18 protein-coding genes are annotated in these 24,179 nt (G+C 35.2%); all 18 read left to right on the top strand.

Going from position 1 to position 24,179, the window contains the following annotated elements; translation table 11 throughout:
- Positions 1-15 precede the first annotated feature (15 nt).
- The 18 genes from G602_RS0112775 to G602_RS0112690 all read left to right on the top strand — a co-directional run bounded on the left by G602_RS0112775 (position 16) and on the right by G602_RS0112690 (position 24,171).
- On the top strand, positions 16-2,466 hold the full coding sequence (locus G602_RS0112775; RefSeq protein ID WP_026659374.1) for a hypothetical protein: 2,451 nt from the start codon (positions 16-18) through the stop codon (positions 2,464-2,466).
- 366 nt (positions 2,467-2,832) lie between these two features.
- The gene (locus tag G602_RS0112770) at positions 2,833-4,644 is read left to right on the top strand and encodes an AAA family ATPase (protein WP_026659373.1); all 1,812 of its coding nucleotides are present in this window, start codon (positions 2,833-2,835) and stop codon (positions 4,642-4,644) included.
- Positions 4,645-4,851: 207 nt separating this feature from the next.
- Positions 4,852-9,006 carry a C40 family peptidase gene (locus tag G602_RS28995; protein WP_026659372.1) on the top strand — a complete coding sequence of 1,385 codons (4,155 nt, stop codon included), beginning with the start codon at positions 4,852-4,854 and terminating at the stop codon, positions 9,004-9,006.
- Between the two features lie 14 nt (positions 9,007-9,020).
- Positions 9,021-9,275, top strand: a complete 255-nt coding sequence (locus G602_RS0112760; RefSeq protein WP_026659371.1) for a hypothetical protein — start codon at positions 9,021-9,023, stop codon at positions 9,273-9,275.
- A 223-nt stretch (positions 9,276-9,498) separates the two neighbouring features.
- On the top strand, positions 9,499-9,999 hold the full coding sequence (locus G602_RS28990; protein ID WP_049945212.1) for a helix-turn-helix transcriptional regulator: 501 nt from the start codon (positions 9,499-9,501) through the stop codon (positions 9,997-9,999).
- Positions 10,000-10,228: 229 nt separating this feature from the next.
- Positions 10,229-11,482 carry an O-antigen ligase family protein gene (locus tag G602_RS0112750; RefSeq protein WP_196808668.1) on the top strand — a complete coding sequence of 418 codons (1,254 nt, stop codon included), beginning with the start codon at positions 10,229-10,231 and terminating at the stop codon, positions 11,480-11,482.
- Between the two features lie 72 nt (positions 11,483-11,554).
- Positions 11,555-12,196: a D-sedoheptulose-7-phosphate isomerase gene (locus G602_RS0112745; protein ID WP_026659369.1), complete on the top strand. Its 642-nt coding sequence runs from the start codon at positions 11,555-11,557 to the stop codon at positions 12,194-12,196.
- Positions 12,197-12,294: 98 nt separating this feature from the next.
- Entirely contained in the window at positions 12,295-13,305 is a 1,011-nt protein-coding gene (locus tag G602_RS0112740) for a GHMP family kinase ATP-binding protein (protein ID WP_026659368.1), read from the top strand.
- Complete coding sequence (locus G602_RS0112735; protein ID WP_026659367.1) at positions 13,302-14,570, top strand: HAD-IIIA family hydrolase; 1,269 nt, start codon at positions 13,302-13,304, stop codon at positions 14,568-14,570. The genes G602_RS0112740 and G602_RS0112735 overlap by 4 nt, the downstream gene beginning before the upstream one ends.
- 92 nt (positions 14,571-14,662) lie before the next feature.
- Complete coding sequence (locus G602_RS0112730; RefSeq protein ID WP_026659365.1) at positions 14,663-15,787, top strand: glycosyltransferase; 1,125 nt, start codon at positions 14,663-14,665, stop codon at positions 15,785-15,787.
- Positions 15,788-15,893: 106 nt separating this feature from the next.
- Positions 15,894-17,207 (top strand): hypothetical protein, encoded by a 1,314-nt coding sequence (locus G602_RS0112725; protein WP_026659364.1) that lies wholly within the window; start codon positions 15,894-15,896, stop codon positions 17,205-17,207.
- Between the two features lie 18 nt (positions 17,208-17,225).
- Positions 17,226-18,257 carry a hypothetical protein gene (locus G602_RS0112720; protein ID WP_026659363.1) on the top strand — a complete coding sequence of 344 codons (1,032 nt, stop codon included), beginning with the start codon at positions 17,226-17,228 and terminating at the stop codon, positions 18,255-18,257.
- A gap of 28 nt (positions 18,258-18,285) precedes the next feature.
- Positions 18,286-19,338 (top strand): acyltransferase, encoded by a 1,053-nt coding sequence (locus G602_RS0112715; RefSeq protein WP_155829866.1) that lies wholly within the window; start codon positions 18,286-18,288, stop codon positions 19,336-19,338.
- Positions 19,335-20,390: a hypothetical protein gene (locus tag G602_RS0112710; RefSeq protein WP_026659361.1), complete on the top strand. Its 1,056-nt coding sequence runs from the start codon at positions 19,335-19,337 to the stop codon at positions 20,388-20,390. Before G602_RS0112715 ends, G602_RS0112710 begins: the two co-directional genes overlap by 4 nt.
- Complete coding sequence (locus G602_RS30975) at positions 20,387-21,100, top strand: acyltransferase (RefSeq protein ID WP_049945211.1); 714 nt, start codon at positions 20,387-20,389, stop codon at positions 21,098-21,100. The genes G602_RS0112710 and G602_RS30975 overlap by 4 nt, the downstream gene beginning before the upstream one ends.
- Positions 21,101-21,126: 26 nt before the next feature.
- A complete protein-coding gene (locus tag G602_RS28980; protein WP_049945210.1) occupies positions 21,127-21,681 on the top strand; it encodes an acyltransferase in 555 nt (184 codons plus the stop codon).
- 69 nt (positions 21,682-21,750) lie between these two features.
- On the top strand, positions 21,751-22,635 hold the full coding sequence (locus G602_RS0112695; protein WP_026659360.1) for a 6-hydroxymethylpterin diphosphokinase MptE-like protein: 885 nt from the start codon (positions 21,751-21,753) through the stop codon (positions 22,633-22,635).
- Positions 22,636-22,755: 120 nt separating this feature from the next.
- Positions 22,756-24,171: an oligosaccharide flippase family protein gene (locus G602_RS0112690; protein WP_044932026.1), complete on the top strand. Its 1,416-nt coding sequence runs from the start codon at positions 22,756-22,758 to the stop codon at positions 24,169-24,171.
- Positions 24,172-24,179: the final 8 nt, after the last annotated feature.

Below are 24,179 nucleotides of genomic sequence, written 5' to 3'. Positions count from 1 at the left end.
CAGGGAGGTTGAAGTTTGGTAAGTAGATTGAAGGGTAAGAAAATAGCTATGCCAAAATATATGGAAAAAAAGATTCCGTATGAGCATTGCTATGAAGATATGGGTATGATTTTTGCGGATGGCAGATACACAAGAATGTACCTTGTGGGCGAGATAAATACTGAAAATATCAAGAATTATGACAGTGATATTGCAAGGGGCAGGATGAATGATTTCTTTAATGGATTTCCTTTTTCAATGTCGTTTCAGTTTCTGATACATAACAGGTTAGTGGATCAAGAGGATTATCTGTCTAAACTTTTACTGGGGGATAAGTTTGAAGGGACCCCTTTGGAAGATGCTGCAGGAGAGTATGACAAAGTCCTTTCTGATAATTTTTCCATAGGGCATAACAATGTTCATAAGGATTTGTATTTTATAGCATCGATAAAGGCTGATACTCCGGAGGATGCAGCAAAATGCTTTGAAGAACTGGATATTACGGTAAGGGATTCATTTAAGAGTATTTATGGAATAGAAGTAAGTGGGGTGTCACTGGTAGAAAGACTTCGGGTTATGCATGATATCTATAATCCGCAGGTTTCCGGATTTGGAGATATTATCAGGTTGTCAGATGGTGAGGGGATTGATCTTTCAAACCTGAAATATATGAAACTTACGACAAAAGATTTGGTATGCCCAAAGAATATTGTGACAAAGAGAGAGTTCATAGATTATGGAATCCTCAATGACAATACAGAGTACAGACATTATTTCAGGGCGTTTTATATAAATGCGATTCCTTCGGATATAAGTGCTTCTTTTGTTTCAGATATAACCAATGTCTCTTCAAACATGCTTTTTTCAGTAATATATGAACCTGTTGATATAGAGGTGGGGGTACATGCTGCAGCAAGGTATGAGAAGAGTGCTACAAAGGTTATAAAAAGCGAGAAAAGAGATACAGTGGCAGACAGAAAAAATAGGACTGTTCGGCAGGAAAGAGTACTGAAGGAGAAAAATGACAGAGCATATTTCAACAGACAGGCTTTTAGTGATCTAAAGAAGGTCCATGCTTCAGAAGACAGGGTGTATAGTTGTACTTTTGCTATGGTGCTGTTCTCAGAGGATTTAAGCGAGTTGTCACTTGATACTGAGCTTTTACATATATCTGCTGAAAAATTTGGAGCATCCGTGAGGAGTCTTGACCTTTTGCAGGATAAGGGGCTTTTTTCATGTCTGCCGCTTTGTAAAAGCCATATTGATGCTAAGAGAGTATTTGATACGAAGAGATTATCAAAGCTATCACCTATTGGAATAAGTGATGCAGCCAGAAAAGATGGGCTTTTTATGGGGCTTAATTCTATAAATGATAGCGTTATTCTGATCAATAGAAAGAATAACGTAAATCTATCAGGGGCTATTATAGGTTCAGAGCGTTCAGGGAAAACCTATCAGATGAAGAGGGAGATATTTAATGCTGCAGTTGGGAGTGAAGATAAGATTAAAGTAATCGTCATGACAGATGAGTATGATGATTACATAAAAAGGCTCGGAGGGCATGTTACTTCATTTTGCATGCCGGATATATTCAGGGTCACTAAGGGTTATGGTCTTTTGGATGATGATTATGAGAAAAAGGCGAAGTTTTTGAGTGCATTGTTTGTTTCACTTCTTAAGCCTGATGAATACTTAAGAGAGGAGGAAGCGGAGAGGCTTTGCCTTGGAATAGAGCAGGAATGCAGGTTGTTAGCTGGTGAATTACGAGAGGGTGCGTATAATTTTAATAAAGTAAATAATCGCAATTATAAAAATGTCATGTGCAAGTATCCTTTGCTTCTTGAAGGTTTTAACAAACTTGAAGAGCGAGGTTACCTTAGAGAAGGATGTGGGGGAAGTAGTTATCCTGGATCTGCTAAAGGATGTGAGGTAGGTAGTTATTCGGAATCTGATGCAGGTCATCAGGAAAGCTGCGGTAAAGGTATGGATGATAATTGCAGGCTTTCTCTATATAAAGTGGTGGATGCTGCTGAGATGATCATGATATTGGATGATTTGTATAATGAGGCAATTGAAGATAAGAGGAAGGGGATAAATAATTTCATATTCGTAGATAATGCAGATGATATGCTAAGGTCAGTGCAGGCATCAGAGTTTTTTGTACGATATTTGAACGATACAAGCAGTATGCAGACTATTACAACATTTGTTATACAGGATGCACTGCAGATTATCAGCAATAGTATGAATGTTGTTGGATTTGAGAATGCGGTTCTGTCCTGCGGATATATAAAACTATTGAATGAAGGCCCTGTTGAGAGAAAGAAGATGGAGGAGATTTTAAATATTCCGCAGGCACTTATGCCATATATTAGTAATGTGCCTCCGGGAAAGGGGCTTATTTTAACTCCGCATAGCAGTGTGGCTTTTAATGATAACTATAGGGAGATATATCCAGAGGGAAGGTTTAAGGAGATATTTGACTAGTCTAGATGTTGGCTTTTTCTAGAAGATAAGTCTAGAAACTCTAACAGTTGAAATTATTAGTGTTATACCCATTATACCCACTTGTTCTAAAACGAGTGGGTATAACAAAACTAATGTTGTTTTCAAATAATTATGAAAAAACGCGGAATAGTTTTCACTTTATAGGGAAGTATAAACCGCTTCTCGGAAGCTTAAAAGGATGCTGAGAGCAGACCGTATCTGCTAAATACAGAGGGCCTATTTGTCAGCTTTTGTGAGTGTTGATAGGACCTATCTTTTAATAGTATTATACCCATTATACCCTTGAAGCGCTTGATTCTAAAAGGGTATAATGGGTATAACAAATATTATTTGAGGTACTTTTCTATGAGTGAAAAAAATATCTATGACCAGATAGCCAAAATAGAACGAGAGATAGCGCTTTTGCCACCAGGTAGTGTTTCAGAGAAAGAAATCCGTGGCAAAGTGTATTATTATCACCGTATTATGATTAATGGGAAAAGAAAGGAGAATTATGTAAGCTTTGAAGATGTTCCGGAACTTAAAGAAAAAATAGAAAAAAGAAAAGCATTAGAAAAGGAACTGAAAGAACTAAAAAAGTCTATTCCCCAAAAAAATAAAGAGCATGTGGAAAGTGAACATAGTGGTCTAACATTTAAGACAATGGTCAGGATAGGGAAGCAGCTTGAAGCTCAAATTTCACAGACGAGAGAATATAAGAAGAGGGAATGCATAAAGATACTAAGGGATTACGTATTTTCTCCAAAGCAAGATAAGGTTTTGATTATTTATGGTCTTAGACGGACTGGAAAAACTACCATGATCAGGCAGATCCTTACAGAGCTTTCACCAGAGGAATTTCTAAAAGCAGCTTTTATACAGGTAACAATAGGGAATACCATCGAAGATTTGGATTCAGATTTACGGCTTCTAGAGGAAAAAGGGTATAAATATGTATTTATAGATGAAGTAACCCTAATGGAAGATTTCATAGAAGGATCTGCGTTGTTTTCAGATATTTATGCAAGTAGTGGAATGAAGATCATTTTGTCCGGGACGGATTCTCTAGGATTTGCTTTTACAAGAGAAGAACAGCTTTATGATAGATGCATATTACTTCACACTACGTTTATTCCATATCGTGAGTTCGAAGAAGTTTTGGGGATTTATGGTATTGACGAATATATACGATATGGTGGAACCATGAGCCTTAGTGGTATTAATTATAATGAAACGCCATTTGCAAATTCTGAAAGCGCAGAGGAATATATTAATACTGCAATAGCAAAAAATATTCAGCATTCATTGAAATTTTATCAGTACGGTGGACACTTTAGATTATTACTGGATTTATATGAACGTGGTGAATTGACTAATGTGATAAATCGGGTAGTCGAAAATATTAACCATAGCTTTACAAAAAGTGTTGTTGAAAGAACGTTCAAGTCCCATGATATATCAGTGACAGCGTCAAATCTTCTTCGCGATAGGGAGGAGCCAATTAATATCAAGGATCATATGGATCTTGATGAAGTCACTCAGGGAATTATGAATATGCTAGAAATTCTGAATAAAGAGGATCAGAGCATAGAGGTTGATGAGGATCATATGATTCAAATCAAAGAATATTTGACTATTTTGGATCTTATTATGGAAATTGATCTGGAATCTTTACCAGAAGTAAGCAAAAGGGAATCTATTACGGTTATTACACAGCCTGGATTACGCTATGCACAAGCAGAAGCTATTGTTGAAAATATGATTTTTGATGAAAAATTCCAGCAATTATCAGCAAAAGAAAGACAGAGGATCTTGGAGAGGTTATTATCTGAAATACGTGGCAGGATGATGGAAGATATTATTCTATTGGAGACAAAGCTGGGATACCCTGACAAAAAGGTGTTTAAGCTTCAGTTCCCTGTTGGTGAATTTGATATGGTTGTGTATGATCCTAAGGAGATTAGTTGTAAGATATACGAGGTAAAATATAGTAAAGAGCAGGTTCCGGAACAATATAGACATTTGGTGAATAGTGAAAAGTGTGACATGGTAAGTCACAGATATGGTGACATAACCGGTAAATATGTGATTTATCGCGGAGAAGATATGACATGTGAGGATATTCATTACCTGAATGTAGAAAAATATCTAAAGTCTTTGAAGAAAAGCGAGGTCTAACGATTTTTATAAACGCTAAGTGATAATTGGTGTTAGCGCAGCGTGGCAATTATCACTTAGCGTAACACCAAGCGGTAGCGCGGTTAGAGCATTGAGTAGACAAGACGGGTTCAGATGGACCTGTCTTTTTATTTTGCGCTTTTTTATGTTATTTATGAAATCATCTAAATATGTGTTATTTCCTCTGTGGAGGAGTGAAAAAAGGAAATGACAAACGAATTTGATGATTTTAATGATACAGATTTTGGCGAGGATGATCTTTATGAGGACTCTGGGATAGAGGAACTATCAGAAGCAGAATATCTTGAATTAATCGGAGAAGAAGGAAAAGAACAGGATTCTGAATTATTTTCTGCTGATGAGGATTCTGGTATTTATGAAGATACGGATTCTAAAAAGAATAATAGGAAGAAAGCAAAGGATAAAAAGAAAAAGGGTAAAAAGAGAAGCGAAGACGTTGGTACGGATAAGTCTGAGCATTCGGATCAAATAGGAAATACAGAGAATGCTTTTGACGGAGATTCTTTTACAAGAGTAGAGAACGTTAGTTACCGGGCGACAGAGGAGCAAGATGAAGAAGAGGATTATATAAATAGAAGTGTTGAGAACAGATCAAGCGCTCCAGGGAAAAGAGACACAATTATTGTTAGTAGTACGGCAAAGAAGAGGTTGGAGGGAATTACAAGGAATAGTTCGGAGAATCCTAAAGAGAATGCTCAAGATAATAATACTGAAGAGCATGATTATTCCAGAAAATTTAAGGCTCACGGCGATAAGAGCGGCCTAGTAGAGGCATTGTCTCGAGGTGGGAAGGCTGTTGCTTCTGCTGTAGTTTCTCCGACGGACGAAACGGATTCGCCTGATGAGGAGCAGAAGAGAGATTTACGGAATGGGATGGCAGCCGTAAGGGATGCGATGGATACCCTTTCTGACATGGGGGATAAGGCATCAAGTGATCTGCAGAAGAGGGAGTCATTAAGGCTCATGGACAGCTGTGGAGAATTAGAGAGGGGGATTGCAGAGGGGAGAATTGATGAGGGGATTTTGGAGAAACTTGCTGAGAGAAAAGGTTTTGGTCCGAGTAAAAAGGATTCTTTTGAAGAGGAGGTGCAAGGCTCAGGTGGAAGTGGAAAAAGTGGTAGTGGAGTGGGGCAAGGAGCCCATGGCAAGGGAAATCGTGATAGCAGAGGGGATACCCCTCATCCGTCAGCTGTGCTGACACCTTCCCCCAGAGGGGGAAGGCAGGAAGGGACGAAAGATTCTGATGGTAGAAAAAAAGATGGATCCGATAAAAGAAGGCAAGGAAAGAAAAGGAATAAAAAGGAGCTTGAGGAAGAGTTAAAGCAATGCGGAGTTAGTAATGAGAATGCGGCGTTTATTGTTTCGCATGGGCATGAAGTAAGAGATTATTTAAAAGCAAAAAAGGTCCTTAAGCTGTATTTAGACAAGCAAACGGATAAGAAACATGCTTTTGCTAAGACGAAGGTTAAGGGGAAGAGCGTTAAAGGTCTTTCAAGGATTGAGAGTTCCAGGCAACGGAAGCTTTTAGAAAGCGATAATAAGGTGTTTTTTGATAAGCATGGAAAGTCTGCGCTTACAAAGAACATGATAAGGGTATATTTTCGGGATCATGATGATGAGATATTTCGGAGGATAAATCCTGCGTTTTTGTCTCAGCAGGACCTTAAAAGATTCATAAAGGGCATTGAGAGCGGGAAGATTCATGTAAAGAAGGAGTATCTGGACGAAGTATTGCCGCTTCTTAGGACTTATGAGAGGGCGATGAAAGCCCAGAAAGTAAGAAAAACCGGAAGGAAGAGTGTAATAGGAGGGATAGCGAAGAGGGGGCTGTATCGAGCATATGATTATTATAGATATACTGACGATGGAGCTGCAGAGGGGTATAGGAATGCAATTACTGCGCTAAATGGTGTGAAAGCTGTTCATGCAGGCGTGTCTTTAACTGCACGGACGACGGGAAAGATAGTAAAGATTAACAATAGGATAAATCCTGTGAATATTGCTGGGAGAGCAGTATTTAATAAGGTAATTAAGCCTGGAGCTGTGAAGTTTTTTGCTAGAGGGAAAAAGGGTGCTGATAAAACAACTGCTACAGCAGGTGGATCGCAGGCTGTAAGTGGAACAAAAGCTGCAAGTGGAAATAAGACAATAGGTAAGGCAACGGCGTCAAATAAAGCTGGTGCAGTAAGCAATGTAAGTGGTACCGGTAATGCAAGTGGTGTCGGTAAAATATGGTCAAAACCGGGATTTTTCAAAGGAAGTGGTAGCAAGAGAGGTGGAGCTAGCGCCCAGGAGATGCCCGTTAAGGGAGGTTTTATTCACAAATCCCGGAAGGTTTATAGAAAGGCTGTCCATACAGGGCGGAAGGTTAAGTATGTTGCAGGAATCCCATTTGTACCGATTAAGGTAGTAAAAAAGGGAATCGGGAAAGCTGTCAGCTTATTTAGAAAGATTGCAATGTATGTGTTTGTAGCTGTTTTTCTGCTCGTTTTAATTCTCATTCTTATGCTTGTGTTTTCTGCAGCGATACAGTCACTGATCATGGGTCAGGGTACCTTGTTTGAAAGTACGATCTTTGATGAAGGAATGCCTGGGAGAATAGAAAAGTTAAAGCAGAAGGATATTGCAAAGTATCAAGAAGCGATTGACGTCGCACTTGCACCGCCTAAGCATGATGAAGAGCATATTGATAGTAGGGGCCTTTACCCTGATGAAGCATTGTATGGAGTAAGGCTATATCACTATGGATCGCCTGCAAATAAGGATAGTGAGGATGCAGGTATTTATCATAACAATATAGCAGGAGATACTACTAACGGATATCACATATATTTCCTTGATTCAGAGGGGAGGACTATTGGTAATTCAACAACAAATATTAAGGATGTGATGTGTCTGTCAGCGGTTATGGCTGATAACTATTTCGATGATAAATATGTGGGTAAGATTGATGAGCTGCAAGCAGATATTTTTGATATTTTGAATCCGGTTTCGACCTATACAGTTTCAGAACTATATCATAAGGAAGGAAATGATAGATTTCCATTTGATGGTTATACCTTTGAGCAGAGTACATATTTTTGTAACGATGGGCAGGTTTATGCGGATGCACAAAGTGCCAAGGATCAGGGAGTTGTTTTTTATAGTGATCTTGTTCCTAAAACAGAGAAGGGATGCTCTTTTGATGAAGAAAGTTATGATTCAGATTTTGATTCATGGCTTGAAGACATGCCGAGCCTTTCTGATTATCTGCCAAGCTGGTCTGATTATGCCCCGAATATAGATGATTATGAGGATGGCGAAGGAAATATAGATTATGATTCGTATAACGTGGATTATGCAGCAGCGGAGACACGGTACGATGAGGATTATAAGAAGGGTGAGGAGAACTATAACAATGCGAAAAGTGTCTGGGATGACAGTAAGCCAGATATAAACGATGAAAAGTACAGATACTGCCCCGGGCATCCGGTTCCAGGAAAGGATGGTGAGGAGGATGATCCTGTTTCTGTTTCGTACGGTTATAGGGACATAAACATTTATGTGACTGTTCTTACAAAGAATGACGTATATAAGGCATTTGAGTCAGGTAATGGGATTATCAGATATAAGGCTCCTAAAAACTATGAGTGTACAGAGTTTGAGGAAAAAGAAATAGTGTTTTCCCTGGCTGATACCTATTGTGATATGCTATCGGAGTTTTATAGAAATGATGGGTGGAAGTCAAGACGGAACATAGAGTGGTGCGAAGATCTATATAACAACGACTGGAATGATATATATGGAATAGATGTTTATTCCGATACGACGGAATTGCCATCAGGGAAAGGTGCGCTTTCTGAACAGCAGATAAATGAGATTATTGAAAATATCGGGGATGTATCAGAAGTAAGGGAGGCTTTCGTGAATTATGCAATTTCGTATGTTGGTCAGATCTCTTATTACTGGGGAGGAAAACCAGATGTTTCCGGATGGGATGGAAACGGATTTGGAACCGTTGTAGATGCAGATTATAAAGGCAGGAGCAAAAAAGGACTAGATTGCAGTGGGTTTGTGTCATGGGTTTACTGGTCAGTTACAGGGATAAAGCCGCCTGGAATGAGTACAAACAACTTGACGAAAGGCCTTCATTTGTCACAGATATCATATTCGCAGATAAAGCCTGGAGATATTGGCTTTATTTCTGCTCCTGGAGCAAAATCCAATCATGTGGGAATTTTTGTCGGTATTGATGAGGATTCAGGGCGCGGTAAGTGGGTTCACTGCAGTGGAGTGCCAAGGAATACCGTGGTCCTCGATACCACAAATATGTTCAGCGTGTATTACAGGATGTTCGACTAATGGGTTTTAAATATATGAATAAAAAAGTTTATGTTGATGTTATAGCAGAGTTCAGAAAGCAGGAGCTCATAAAACCGCTTGTGATCAAGTGGAGTGATGGTAGAAAGTACAAGGTTGACAGGATTGTAAAATGTACCTCCGCAGGGAGGATTGCCAAGGATGCATACGGGCTATTGTATATATTTATGGTCGAAGGGAAGGAAGTGAGCTTGTATTATGAAGAGGGCCGGTATGGTATAAGCTGGTTTGTTTTGGGAAAAGGAGCGTGAATGAAGGGAAATATACATGGACCACCTGAAAAGAGGTTGGTCTTTGAAAGCAGATAGTTAAAGGAATATTATCACATAAGAGATTTATTTTTTGGCGGCAGAGATGCCGCCTTTAAATATGATATTTATGAGATGGTATTTACATGAAGGAAGCAACGAAGTATAATAATTTCATAAATGAAACGGAGTATCATTTATGAAATTATTATATGGGAGGTCAGCTATGACGATTTCTAACACACTTATTATATTACGTGATCAGCATAATTACACACAGCAGCAGGTTGCCGAAGCTCTCGGGGTTAGTAAGAGTACATATTGCCGCTATGAGCAAGGTAAGACAACATTAGGAGTAGAGGAAATTAATGCGATATTAACTCTTTATGGAATCACTTACGAGGAATTTGTTGGAATAAGGTTTCCTATAGAACACACTATAAAATATCCAACAAAATTACTGGATTTACTTGAAAAAACAATTAATGAAAATTCAGAACCTGCAAAAGAATATGCGGAGAATAATGATAAGTATCATAAGATAAAGGAAGCTATGGCACCGATTCTATCTATACGTGATGAAGGCTTAAGCTTTCCTGGACTCGATTTGACAAATATTCCTTCAGGGACCGTTGTGAAATCTGTTAATATGGATGCCAGAGGAGAGCGGCTTATAAGCAGAGCGCTTAAAGCTCAGGACAAATTGTGGGATGCAATGATGGGATAACATTTGAGCAAATATTGAACATATAAAATATTACAAATGTGCAATAAATGTATACATTCTTTAATATGAGTGTATATTGTAGTAAAATGAAAAAAAATTTTGCCTATCAGATGTATATAAATAGTACAATTGTCTTCTACGGATCATGAGTATCAGGTATAGTAAAAAATATGATATGATCCGTAGGAGACAATTTTAAAGACCAATAAATTTGATGAAGGGAAACAGTGTGGATAACAAAGAAACAATATGGCGTGATTATTTAGGAATTGGCTTGTTAGCGTCAGTTATAATATCTTTATTGGATTATTCCCGTGATGGATATTTGCATATTGCATTAGTAATTACATTTTTATTTATTGCGGGATTAAAGGATTCGTTGTATATTTTATTGAGTTTTATTAGAAAATATACGGTGTTTTTTGTGCTTGTCATGATATTAACGATATATTTTAGGTTTTTTAGCAGAACGGAACCTCTTTCTGATAAGTTTGCTCTTTCTGCTTTTTTATTAGTATTTTTCGGTTATATTATTGGTCTTATGAATGATGGTAACAATGAGATATATAGCCTGATGTGGAAAGCGCTGATGGTGTTAGGGGTAGCAGCTCTTTTTCATCATGCACAGGTTTTTCAGAATGGTGAAAGAATGAGCATGGCTTTTCAGAATCCCGTATTGGAAGCTGATGCTATGATAGCATTTCTTCTTATATCTATTTTATATATAGATAATATGAGACAAAAGATAGCAGGAATAGCGTTATCAAGTGTGTGTATAGTATTAACATCCGTGAGAGTATGTATGATAATGGCTTTTTTCATTATTCTATTTTTTTTGTTATTACATAGGGATATCATAAAAAAAAGAATCCTTCAGACAGATTGTAAAAGGAGAAGGCTATTGTTGGGGGTCGTTATAATATGTATATTGTTGTTGATTTTTATATATAAAGATTCTTGTTTTAAGATACTTATATTGACAACTTCAAGATTTGGAGCACTTTTTAGAGTTCTAAAAGGAGATTTTTCATTAGGAAATGACTACAGTATAGGTACCAGAGTGCTTGCCATAAGGGAGATATTACGTCTATACCCAAAAGGATCAATAATAGAGTTGTTATTGGGAAGAGGACAATTACATGGTTATTATGCAATTAAAAATTCTATGGCAGAATTGACAGGGATAAATGCTGCAAGCGAATATGCGGGTCCCATAGAAAATACATTTCTTTCTATTTTATATGATTATGGATTATGCTCATTTATCCTTTATGCGATAGTTTTTATAAAAGTAATTATTTCTGCTATAGTGGACAAGAATGGCTCGGTAAGAAAAGCGGCTATTTTTTCTATGTGCATTATAATATTGAGCCTTTTTGTTGACATGGAATACTGGATGAATTTGTCATTTGTTTTATTTTCAGGGATAGGCATATATCTAGGTATAAAAGACAAATGTAAGTATGGTTGTGTACAAATGTAAGGATTTTTTGACTATGTGACAGTAATTGGTTATAAGATGATTTATTAGTTAATGATTTAGAAGGATTTACCAATGAGAGAAAAAATAATTGCAATATATGATGAATTATTTCAAAGATATCCTTCTCTAGAAAGAGAAAAGGATAACATTATGAAGACTTTTGAGATAATAAGGAGTTGCTATAGCAATGGCGGTAAGTTGCTCGTAGCTGGGAATGGAGGTTCAGCAGCAGATGCAGAGCATATTGTTGGGGAACTGATGAAAGGTTTTATTAAGCCTAGAATGCTTGACAAAGAATTTAAGGAAATACTCATACAGATAAACAAGGACCTTGGTGTGGAGTTATCAGAAGCGATACAGGGTGCACTTCCTGCAATAGCGGTGGTGGATCATGTGGCTCTTTCTACAGCATTTCTAAATGATGTGAATCCGAAGATGAGCTTTGCTCAACAGGTCAATGGATATGGTACGAAAAATGATGTATTTTTCGGAATATCAACGTCTGGAAATTCTGAAAATATTATTTATGCATCAATCATGGCAAAGGCTAAAGGATTAAAAGTCATAGGCCTTACCGGACGCGATGGTGGAAAGTTAAAGGATTACTGTGATACCTGCGTGATAGTTCCGGAAACAGAAACATATAAGATTCAGGAATTACATCTTCCAATATACCATGCACTATGCTTGATGTTGGAAGAAGAGTTTTTTTAGAACATATAAATACAATATTTGTATAAGATAAATCAAGTATGAGCAGCCTATAGTGATATATAGGCTAAATGAATAAAATATAAGGAAGATTTTGGATTATGGTTATTACAAGAACACCGTTTCGTATGTCCTTTTTCGGTGGCGGTACAGATATGGAAGATTATTTCAAGGATAATAAAGGTGCAGTGTTATCAACTACTTTTGATAAGTATTGTTACGTAAATGTAAGGCATCTTCCGCCTTTTTTCGATTATACTTCTGAATTTGTTTATGCACAGATAGAGAGAGTAACGAATTTGGGAGACGTCGATCATCCTGCAATAAGGAATGCTATGGATATGATGGATATGCATGAACTTCGTTTATCTTATGAGGCAGATCTTCCTGCAAGAAGTGGACTTGGTACAAGTAGCTCATTTGCGGTAGGAATGATTAACGCTTTCTATGCTCTTAAGGGGAAATATGCCGATAAAAGACAGCTTGCTGATGATGCAATCTATCTTGAACGTGTACTATGTGAAGAAGCTGGAGGATGGCAGGATCAAATAGCAGCATCATTTGGAGGTCTTAACAGAATTAATTTTTATTCTGATGGTTATGATGTTCTTCCTATTATTATATCTTCGGATAGAAAAAAATTGCTTAATGACAATATGATGATGTTCTTTACAGGCTTTACAAGACTCTCATCTGAAATCCAAAAATCTGCAACTCCCGTTTCAGAAAAGAAAAAACAGCTCGCAGAGATGTACACACTTGTTGATGATGCAGAAAAGATACTTGTGAATAAGGATGCAAATATTGATGAATTTGGAAAACTCCTTGACTATACTTGGAAGCTTAAGAGAAGTACTGGAAATAATGTATCAACCGGAAGAATAGATGAATATTATGAAAAAGGTATTAAAGCAGGAGCGCTTGGAGGAAAACTTCTCGGGGCAGGCGGGGGTGGATTCCTACTATTTTATGTGCCTGAAGAAAAGCGAAATAAGGTAAGAGAAGCAATGAATGATCTCCTTTATGTACCTTTTTGTTTTGAGGATGAAGGCACAAGGGTTGTTTACTACAAGGCTGAGGCTTATGATCCGGAGAAGAGGCGCGGATTATGAAAACAGTAATTATGGCAGGTGGCAGAGGTACTAGAATAGCGTCAATTAATTCTGAAGTACCAAAGCCAATGATTCCCCTTTCAGGAAAACCTGTGTTGGAGTACGAAATCGAAGCGTTAAGAAGACAAGGTCTTACAGATATACTACTTATAGTTGGATATCTTGGAGATACTATACAAAGTTATTTTGGAGACGGTTCAAAGGTTTCGCCGGTAACAGGAGAAACATTTGGGGTAAATATAGAATATTTTGTTGAAAATAAGCCACTTGGAACAGCAGGGGCATTATTTTCATTGAAGGAAAAGTTAACCGAAGATTTCCTTTTATTAAACGGAGATATCATATTTGATATAGATTTTAATCGTTTTGTAAAAGAGCATCATAATAAAAAAGGTCTTGCAACAATAATTACTCATCCCAATAATCATCCATATGACAGTGGAATAATCATTGCTGACGAAGATGGGAAGGTATTAAATTGGCTTCATAAAGAAGATTCTAGAAAATGGTACAGAAACAGAGTTAATGCAGGAGTACATATCTTATCACCCAAGATAATGGATAAATTTAATTTCGATGTAGATGAAAAGATTGACTTGGATAGACAGATATTAAAGCCACTTATAGAAGATGGTGAGTTATATATTTATGACACTCCAGAATACATTAAGGATATGGGCACACCAGACAGATTTTATCTTATCGAAAATGATATAAAGTCTGGAAAAGTTGAACAGAAAAATTTACAACATAAGCAAAAGGCCGTCTTTCTCGACAGAGATGGAACAATAAATAAATATGTTGGTTTTTTAAGAGATATAGATGAATTTGAACTGCTACCTGGTGTATCAAAGGCTATCAGAAAAATTAATGAATCAGGATACCTTGTCATAGTTGTTACCAACCAGCCGGTTATTGCCAGAGGGGAGGTTACCTACGAGGAACTTAATGAAATTCATAACAAGATGGAAACACTTCTTGGTCAAGATGGCGCATATCTTGATGCGATATACTATTGTCCACATCATCCTGATAGTGGATATGAAGGTGAAGTTAAGGAACTCAAAATACATTGTGAATGCAGAAAACCAAAGCCGGGTATGTTATTAAAAGCAGCAGAAGACTATAATATTAGTCTCTCAGAATCGTTCATGGTAGGAGATGGAGAGAATGACATTATTGCTGGTGCTACTGCAGGTTGTAAAAGCATCCGAATAGGTGGAGATGTTAATTCTCTTCTTGATTTTGTAAATAATTATCTTTAATATAGTTTTCTGTTATAATTGTCTATTTAATAACAAGATTGTAATGTCCATTAAGAACAGAAAACATTAGTTATATATGGAGATTAGATGTAATGAAAAAGATTCTGCAAATTTCAAAATATTATTATCCAGAACTTGGAGGAATAGAAAAGACTGCTAAGTCTATAAGCGATGCTGTAGAAGGAAAGTATGAAATGAGGGTAGTTTGCTTCTCTAGGGAGAAAAGCAATGCAGTTGACATTGTAGATGGAGTAAATGTTTCAAGATTTGGAAGTATTAAAGTAGCTTCGCAGCCACTATCGTTATCTATATGTGGGAAAATAAGAAAAGAGTTAAGAGAGTACAAGCCAGACTTTGTAATTGTTCATGAGCCGGATCCCTTTTTAACATTCTGGGTTTTGAAGTATATTTCAAAGGAGGCAAAGCTTATAACATATTGGCATTCTGACATAATAAAGCAGAAGATTGGGGGTAGGCTACTTAGATCGCTATATTGCAAGGAACTTAAAAGAGCGGATAGGATAATTGCTACTAGCCCTAATTATATAGAGGGCAGTTTTTATTTATCACGATTTAAGAATAAATGTGTAGTGGTTCCCAGCTGTATTGATGAAAAAAATCTGATTCCATCAGATGCTAGCCATAAAATGGCCATGGAAATACGAGAAAAGAATAAGGACAAAATAATATGTTTGGGTATCGGAAGAGTTGTCCCATATAAGGGATTTGAATATCTTGCACAAGTTGCCAGATTAGTGGATGAACGATTTGTATTTTATGTATCAGGCTATCCCGGTTCTTCAACAAACAGAATAGAGCAGACTACAAAAGATTTAAATAACTTCACTTTACTTGGTGCGACTTCTGACGATGTCCAAAAAGCATATCTTGAAGCTGCAGATATATTTGTTTTTCCTTCTATTACAAAGAATGAGGCTTTTGGTCTGGGGCTTGCAGAGGGCATGTATTTTGGAAAACCTGCTGTAACCTTTTATATTAAAGGATCTGGTGTTAATTTTGTAAATTTAAAAGATGTAACTGGATTGGAAGTTGATAATCGTAATGTTGAAAAGTACGCAGAGGCTTTAATGCGGTTAGCAGATGATGAGAACTTAAGGAAAAAGTTAGGCGAAGCTGCTAAATCAAGAGTGGAGCAAAACTTTTTATATAAACAGTATAAAGATAATATCTTGAAAGTTTTTGAAAATGAAAGATAATTGTTAATAGTATTTGGTTTACTCAATAATTGCGGAAACCAAATACTATGCAGCTACTTAACTGATAAGATAGGTCCGATTTTTCGGTTTTAAAATGTGGGGATCAATGGACTATAGAAATAAAAGAATTTCATTATTGTCAGTAGCTATATTTGGTATGCTATTTACATTTCCTTTAAAGGACGCATTTGCTTATACCATTAAAGATGTACCATTCCGGTTATCAGAGATATGGATTGTTATTTCACTTTTCTTTATTTTCTTTGTGAGTGCATGGAAATTAAAATACAAAGAATCAGGTATCTTATGGATAGTTTTGTTTAACTTATTAGTCACTCTTCTTGGGGTGGTGTTAAATAAGGAGACTATAGTTTTTTCTTTTGCTATTAAATATATAGCCAGGAATATGCTTTGGCTTATGGTGCTTGTATTCTTCTTGGGAAGCAGGTTTGAAATAACCTCACAAAACATAGATATGCTGATGAAGTATACAGCTTGGGTGCAAGCGATTGCATGTATTTTCACTGTTATTACTAACAGATATTTTTATTTGAGCGATTTATTGTTTGCTGGTGATCGATATGATGCTAATTTCATTAGTATCGCAGGTCATGTATTTCATAGGCTGAAAGGAACGTGCTCTGAACCAGGATATTTGGCACCGCTTTTGGCAATGATGTTATATTACTTCTTGATGAAATATTTGGATGAATATAATACTCAAAGAGACAATATCAAATATATGACATATATTTTTGTATTATTTGTGATATCATTATTCAGTTTTTCTTCTGCTGTTTATGGGATTGACTTAATAATAATATGTTATGTGCTTATTACATCAAGGCAAAGAGTAAATAAATGCCTTGTGATATTATTAGGGATGGCTGCTTTATTGGTAGCATTTGTGATTGTATTAAGTAGTAGAGCCATGTCTCAGGCTTTATTTGATAATGTGATTAATAAGGTATCTTATTATATTTTTAGACAGGACAATGCCTCATTTAATTTTTCTGCAGTAGACAGATCTCAGCATGTTGAATTTGCAAAAAAAATAATATCTGAGAGTACGATTTCTGAATTGATTTTGGGAAAAGGTACAGGTGCATATTATTTCAAATCATTGTTGAGAACTGATTTTTATCAAAATAATGTAAGTGAGGCTAATAATATTTATTTGTCTTCCATGACTGATAGAGGGATTTTGGGCGTAGCAGGAGTTATAGCTACTTTTATTTACTGTAAGAAAATGCTTCACAAGGATATTTATTCAAGAACTTTGTTCTGTGGCATCATTGCGCAGGGATTGCATTGGATATTAGTAGGGAATTTTTGGTTATATGGCTTTTGGTATGAGATTCTTTTTTTGATTGGATATAAAAGACATATTGCAGTTTTGAATGAAAACTATGATTCATAATGAAATGTAGGAAAATTGATGAGAATAGGGGTAATTTGTAATAATTTTGGAAAATCATATGATGGAATTGGTGCTTATAGTAAGGTAATATACGGGGATAGTATTAAGGATGTTGATGTGGAAATATATTCAGCAGATTGTAAGACAGACATAGGCACATTAGGGAAGATGCTGAATTATGGTATGACATCACAGATTAATAGACTTATTAGGGATATTAAACATGGTGAGGATTCGTTTGATGCTATCGTTATTGAATATCCTTTTGCAGAATGGAATCCAATAATTTTAATAGCATTCAGAAGGCTTTCGAATACTGCTAAAAAAGCAGGAATTAAGGTTTTGACCTCGGTTCATGAATACGAAAGGGTAAATAAGCTAAGAAAAATAATAATTGAATACTTATGTACTATATCAGATGCTATTTTTGTGAGCAATAATGAGATGGGGGAAGCATTGCTGCGTTTTTGTCCCAAGTACTTTGAGCGAATGATTCCCACCAATATTTATTCCGATACATTACATTTCAATGACCACAAAAAAAGGGATAGCTATGTTTTTTTTGGACTTATTAGCAAAACCAAAGCATTTGAAGAAATGCTTGAAGGATGGGATAGTTTCAATAGGGATGGAAATAATACTCTCTATATATTATCAGGAACGAAATTAGGAAGTATTGATGAGCATAAAGGCGTTTGTTATGTTTATGATTGCCCGCCGGATAAGATTCTTGATATAATGAGCGAATGTGCCTTTTGTATTGTACCAATACGGCCATGTATAGATGAAAAAAATGCAACATTTAAAACGGGATGTCTGAACGGGTGTGTATGTCTGGGACATTTTGATCAGAAATATTCTGATCTTAGATTTATTCTGAATATGAAAGATTATTCTCCGGAAGAGTTTAAGCGAGCTTTTGCGGAAACTCAAAAAATTACAGATGAAGAACTTTTGTTAAAACAACAAATGTCATATGAGTATGGAAAGCGGTATACACCGAGAAATGTTGCTGCGAAAGTAGAGAAGAGTATTATATCTCTGCTATAATGAGTAACTTAAACTAAAGGTATAAATTGTGAAAATTGAGGCAAATAATAATACAAGATTAGTTCAAAGTGATTTGATAAGATGTATTGCAATGGTGTTTGTTATTTCAGTTCATACGGTAAACTACTATTTTGATGGAAATGCAGCACAGCTATTGCAAGCAATATTCTTTACATGTAATCCACTGTTTTTTATGCTAAGTGGAAAATTCAATTTGGCTAAGGAGTTTAGAAGTGCAGAGGATATAATCGATTGGTATAAACACAAGATTTCAGTTTTGGTTGTACCATTTGTGTTTTATTCGTTTTTATTATATACGTGGAAAAATGTTCATACTACCCCCCTCTATTACATGGCATACTGGGTGGGGTTTATAAAAGGACTTTTCACAGGGCAAATAGCTACACATCTTTGGTTTATGTACTGGATGATAGGTATTACCTTGAGCACACCTTTTGTTGCAATAATTATAAGATGTTTAGATAATAAGCAACTTTCGGCTCTTCTTTTAATAGGTATGGGGTGGAATACAGTTGCTATATTAGTATATGCAGATATATTTGGGAATGCACCATTTCCATTTCAGGGATGGATTTTTCCGGAGTGGTTCATATATTTGATATTGGGTTACACTCTCGAAAAAATAAAGAATAAGCGTCATATAACATGGATAATTGTTGCAGGAGCAGTTTCACTGATTATTACTTATGTACAAAAGACGAGTCTTGCTGAGGTTGTAGTGGCAAAGAATGCATATGATATTTCACCATTATTTACAATCTTTGTGGTAGGAGTATATATTCTATTTGATAAAGTGCTAATAATAAAAACTGATTTTGTGAAGCAAATATTAACCAGACTGTCAAAGCATACGTATTCAATTTATTTATTTCATAGTGTGTTTCTTGGCCGTGTAAATAATTTTATTATGAGTTTGAACTTAAAGTGTGCGGTGTCATTTATACTGGCGGTACTGACTATTGTAGTTGTTGCTCTTGTAGTTACGGCTATTATTGATTTTATGTTATTAAATGTGCTTATAAAGCATGTGGATAATTTTTTAAGGAAAAGAAAGATATGAAAAAGGTTGCAATAGCAGAATATATAAATTTAGAAAATGAAAACAAAGAACCTGTAGGGCATGCGCCTAAAGTACTTGAAGAGTCAGCGGATCTTTTAAAGAATAAATATAATATAACTCTTTTTTGTAGTGAAAGTTTAAGTGGGGGACTGATTACTGGATATGAGGTTATAAAAGTAAAAGGAAATTTTCATAAGGGTAATAAAGCACTTATGCTTATTTCAAGATGGAAGAATCTTAATAAGGTATTTTCATTTGCAAAAGATTATGACATAATCTGGTTTACGAATGTCGACTGGGTTATGTATTTATATTTGGCAATGAAAAGAAAAAAAAGACCACATATTATGGTTACATTGTACAGAGATATTATTGATGATATGAAGACTTATAGCTCATCATTACGGAGGCTACTTGGTAGAATTTGTATGCGTGCTGTAGACGATGTTGCTCTATATATTGTTACTAATCCATCCTTAAAGCTATTTGATAATCAGATAACTCTTCCTGACTTCTATTATTCTGAGAAATATGAAAAATATAAAGATGTAAAAAAGAAGGAGCAACTAGTTTGTCTTGGCGCTATGAGAGGAACCAAGGATCTGGAAGGAGTTGTAAGACATTTTGCCGGAACGGAAATTAAGGTATATATTGCCGGTGACTTTATGGATAAGGATGAATACAAAAGTCTGAAGGACATATCAGAAGACAATATTACTATAGAAGATAGAGTATTGCCATTTGATGAATATTATTCGCTCATTGCAGAGTCAAAATATACACTGCTTCCATACAAAAAAGAACGATATGAAAATGCGACAAGTGGGATACTGCTAGAGAGCATTTTTCTTAATTCTATACCAATAGCACCGGAGTGGTTATTATCAAATAATAAGATATCTGGTATAGGGTATAGTAGTATTAGTGAATTGCCAATTACGATGGAAGGGCTTAATAAACTAGCAGAGAATTATAATCCTGATGTAGAAGCATTTCGCAAAGAAAACATACAGGATCGATTAGTAAAAGCTATTGAGGTATATATACAGTGATAAATTTAAAAGTGCTAATAATTCTTGGATTATTCGTTTTTATAAATATATGTGAGGCTTGCTTTTGTGAGTTTTCAAAGAATCAGTCTTCTAAGAAAAATGATAGTGAAGTACAATCAAGCAATGAAAAGCAGGATAAAAGCGTTATTGTAAGTCTGATTTTTGATATCTATAGTTGGATTAATAGTTTTTCATTTTTGTATTTTAAGATTGTTGGTTATGTGCCTTCACATCATTTTCGTCTCTTTTTATATAGATATGTTTTTAGAATGAGTATAGGAAAAGGAACAGTTATTTATTATGGATTAGAGGCAAGAAATCCATGGAATATTACAATAGGAAATCACTGTTCTATAGGTGATAAAGTTATTTTGGATGCTCGAAAGAAGATTGTTATTAAAGATAATGTAAATATTAGTACGGGCGTTTGGGTTTGGACTGTTCAACATGATGTGAATTCTGAATCATTTGGTACGATAGGGCAAGAAAAACCAGTATATATTGGAGAATATGCTTGGATTAGTTCTAGAACGTCAATATTACCAGGTGCGAATATATCAAAGGGAGATGTTATTGCGGCTGGTGCTGTTTTAACAAAACCTTGTGATTTGCAATTTTGCATATATGGGGGGGTACCGGCTAGAAAAATTGGAACACGAAATAATAATTTGGATTATGAATTACCTAGAAAATACAGACATTTCATTTAATATGCTAGGACTAAGAGGATTATTATATGTTGCTCGATAGAATTTGGAATGGGATATGGATTAAATATAAAGGTGTCACATGTGGTAAAAATATGAAGATTCGCGGAAGAGCATGGTTTCATGGTGTTAAAAATTCAATTTTTTTTGGAAATGATGTAACAATTATTTCAACTCCTAATGTTAATCCAACGGCGGGTGGATTTCAATCGCATTTTAGAACAGTGGGAAATGGGAAAATAAAAGTTGGCAATAATGTAGGGATGACAAGAGTAGAAATAACATCGTATGAGAGTGTTACAATAGATGATGATGTTCTGTTAGGTGGAAATTGTATAATATGGGATTCTGATTTCCACTCTTTGATTTACTCAGAACGCATGGAAAAACCAGATGTAGGTGTTAGAACAAAACCTGTAAGGATAAGAAAGGGTGCTTGGATTGGCGCTGCAAGTATAATATTAAAAGGTGTGGAAATTGGAGAATATTCTGTTATTGGAGCAGGATCTGTGGTTACACAGAACGTTCCAACGAAAGAAATATGGGGAGGTAATCCGGCACGGTTTATTAGAAAATTGGAATAAGGTTTTTATTTATTTGGAAAAGTTAAAGGGAGATAGGGTCATTTTTGATGATCGTAAAGGAGACCAGCTATGAATATTGAGAAGAAAAAAGTTTTAATAAAAAAGAGTATGGCAAAACATATGAATAACACATTATTATATATGTTTTGGACCATAATCAATAAGAACAAAAAGGAAATTCTTTTAAAAAACAAGAAATTTGAGAATATACATTTAGGAAAGAGATGTTTTATTTTGGGAAATGGGCCATCAATAAAAGCTGTAAACTTTGCTGATTTAAAAAATGAATATGTATTTACTGTGAATCAGTTTGCAAGGTTTGAAAATGCTGTTGACATAAAGAGTAATTATCATTTTTGGGCGGATGAATCTTTTTTTAAAGATGATAATAGTGATGGTTCAAAAGAAGTAATAGAAACAATGAAAAAAATCTCTATGGATAATGCTGATGTAGTATCCTTTTTTCCAATTGGTAAACGCGGATTTGTAACTTCTCATGGAATAAACAAAAATATGAGAGTGTCTTATTTTTGTTCTACATATAAACTTGAGGATCATATGGATGAAAAAATAGATTATTCTAAATTTACGCCTCAATTTGGTTCAGTGGTTCAATGGTGTATTACCATGGCGATATATATGGGATTTTCAGAAATATATCTTCTTGGATGTGATAATACAGGAATCGCCAATATTGTTAAGTCTGCATTGAAAAAGGATACCGAATATGATTATGGGTATGTGATGTCAGAGGCAGAAAAAAAACGTATGCAAAAGCTTGTTAATGATAAGTCATTGGAGGCGTATGTAGAGGCTTATTTAGGCGAATTGAAGGACTATCGGATATTGTATAACTATTGTTTGGGACGGCAAATAAAGCTTATTAATTGTTCTGCTGAAACAGTTATTGATAGTATACCGCGGATGAAATTGGATGATGTATTAAATAATTAGTATATTTCAGCAAGGAAGGAGTTAGAGAGGATTTTTTATTGTAGTATATTTTTGGGAAAGAGGATTGATGGTTGACCATAAATATATAGTTGATTTGCAATAGAAATGATTCGTTATTATATGAAAGAAAACAAATACAAATTTCTGGCTAAGAATACTATTTTATTTACAGTTAGTTCTTTTGGCTCAAAATTATTAGCTTTTATAATGGTTCCATTTTATACTAGTATTTTGACCACATCAGAATTTGGTGTAGCAGATCTGCTGTCAACCTCATCCAGTTTGATTGTTTTTTTCGTTACGATCTGTATTGCAGATGCGGTTCTGAGATTTGCAATAGAAAGTTATACAGAAAGACAAGGGGTTTTCTTATATGGTATCAAGGTTGTTCTGAGTGGGGTAAGTTTATTTGGGCTGATTCTTTCAGTTATAGCCTTCTTTAACCCGATAAAATGGGATTTATATTTGTATTTTTTCTTGTATTTATTAGTTTGCTTTAGTGCATTTTATCAGCTTATTTCAAATTATCTTCGTGCAATTAATAAAATAGTTGCTGTGGCGATATCAGGTATACTGCTTTCAGTAACGACAGTTTTATTTAATATATTATTTTTGTTCATGTACAACATGGGGTTAAAAGGATACTTGATATCAATGACATCGGGATATTTTATAACCTTGCTATATGGAATTATTGTGATCATAAAAAATGAGAAGGGAGTGCTTAAACAAAAGTGCAGTCATGAAAAAGGAATGCAAATGATAAAATATTCACTTCCATTAGTATTTAATGGAGTAGCGTGGTGGATTAATGCGAGCCTCGATAGATACTTTATTATTTTTTTTCATAACGTAGCACTAAATGGTTTATATGCAGTTGCTTCCAAAATTCCAACCATCTTAAACATTGTTAACCAAATATTTAGTCAAGCATGGAATCTTTCTGCTATAAAAGAGTATGATAAAAATGACAAAAACAATTTTTTTAAAAATATTTATTCATTATACAATTTTACTCTTATGACAAGTTGTAGCATATTAATTATGTTTAATATTCCACTTGCGAAAATTTTGTTTGCCAAAGATTTCTATGCTGCTTGGAGATGCTCATCTATCTTGGTTATTGCAACTGTTTTTTCTGCGATGAGTAGTTTTTTAGGAAGTATTTTTGTCGCAGTAAAAAATTCTAAGATATTTGCTGTTTCAACAGTAACAGCAGCTGCTTTGAATTCGATATTGAATCTTGTTTTAATACCTGGTTATGGAGAGGTTGGGGCTGCAATAGCGACTGTTATATCTTTTGCTGTGATTTGGTTAATTAGATTTATTTGTGTAAAAAAGTATATGATTTTAAAAATAAATATAGCTAGAGATATTATTTCTTATGTATTAATATGTGTTCAAGTTTTTTTTGAACATACAGTTATTAATTCAGTATTCTTGCATTTAATTCTGTTTTGCATGATTTTACTGCTATATAGGAAGGAAATGTGTTATTTACTAAAACATTTAAATAAGCGTAGAAATAAGCTTTGATATTGTGC

It is taken from the genome of Butyrivibrio sp. AC2005, assembly GCF_000424145.1.
GTDB lineage: Bacteria > Bacillota > Clostridia > Lachnospirales > Lachnospiraceae > Butyrivibrio.
Note: the sequence above shows the minus strand (reverse complement) of the source record. Positions and strands in the feature narration are given on the sequence as shown.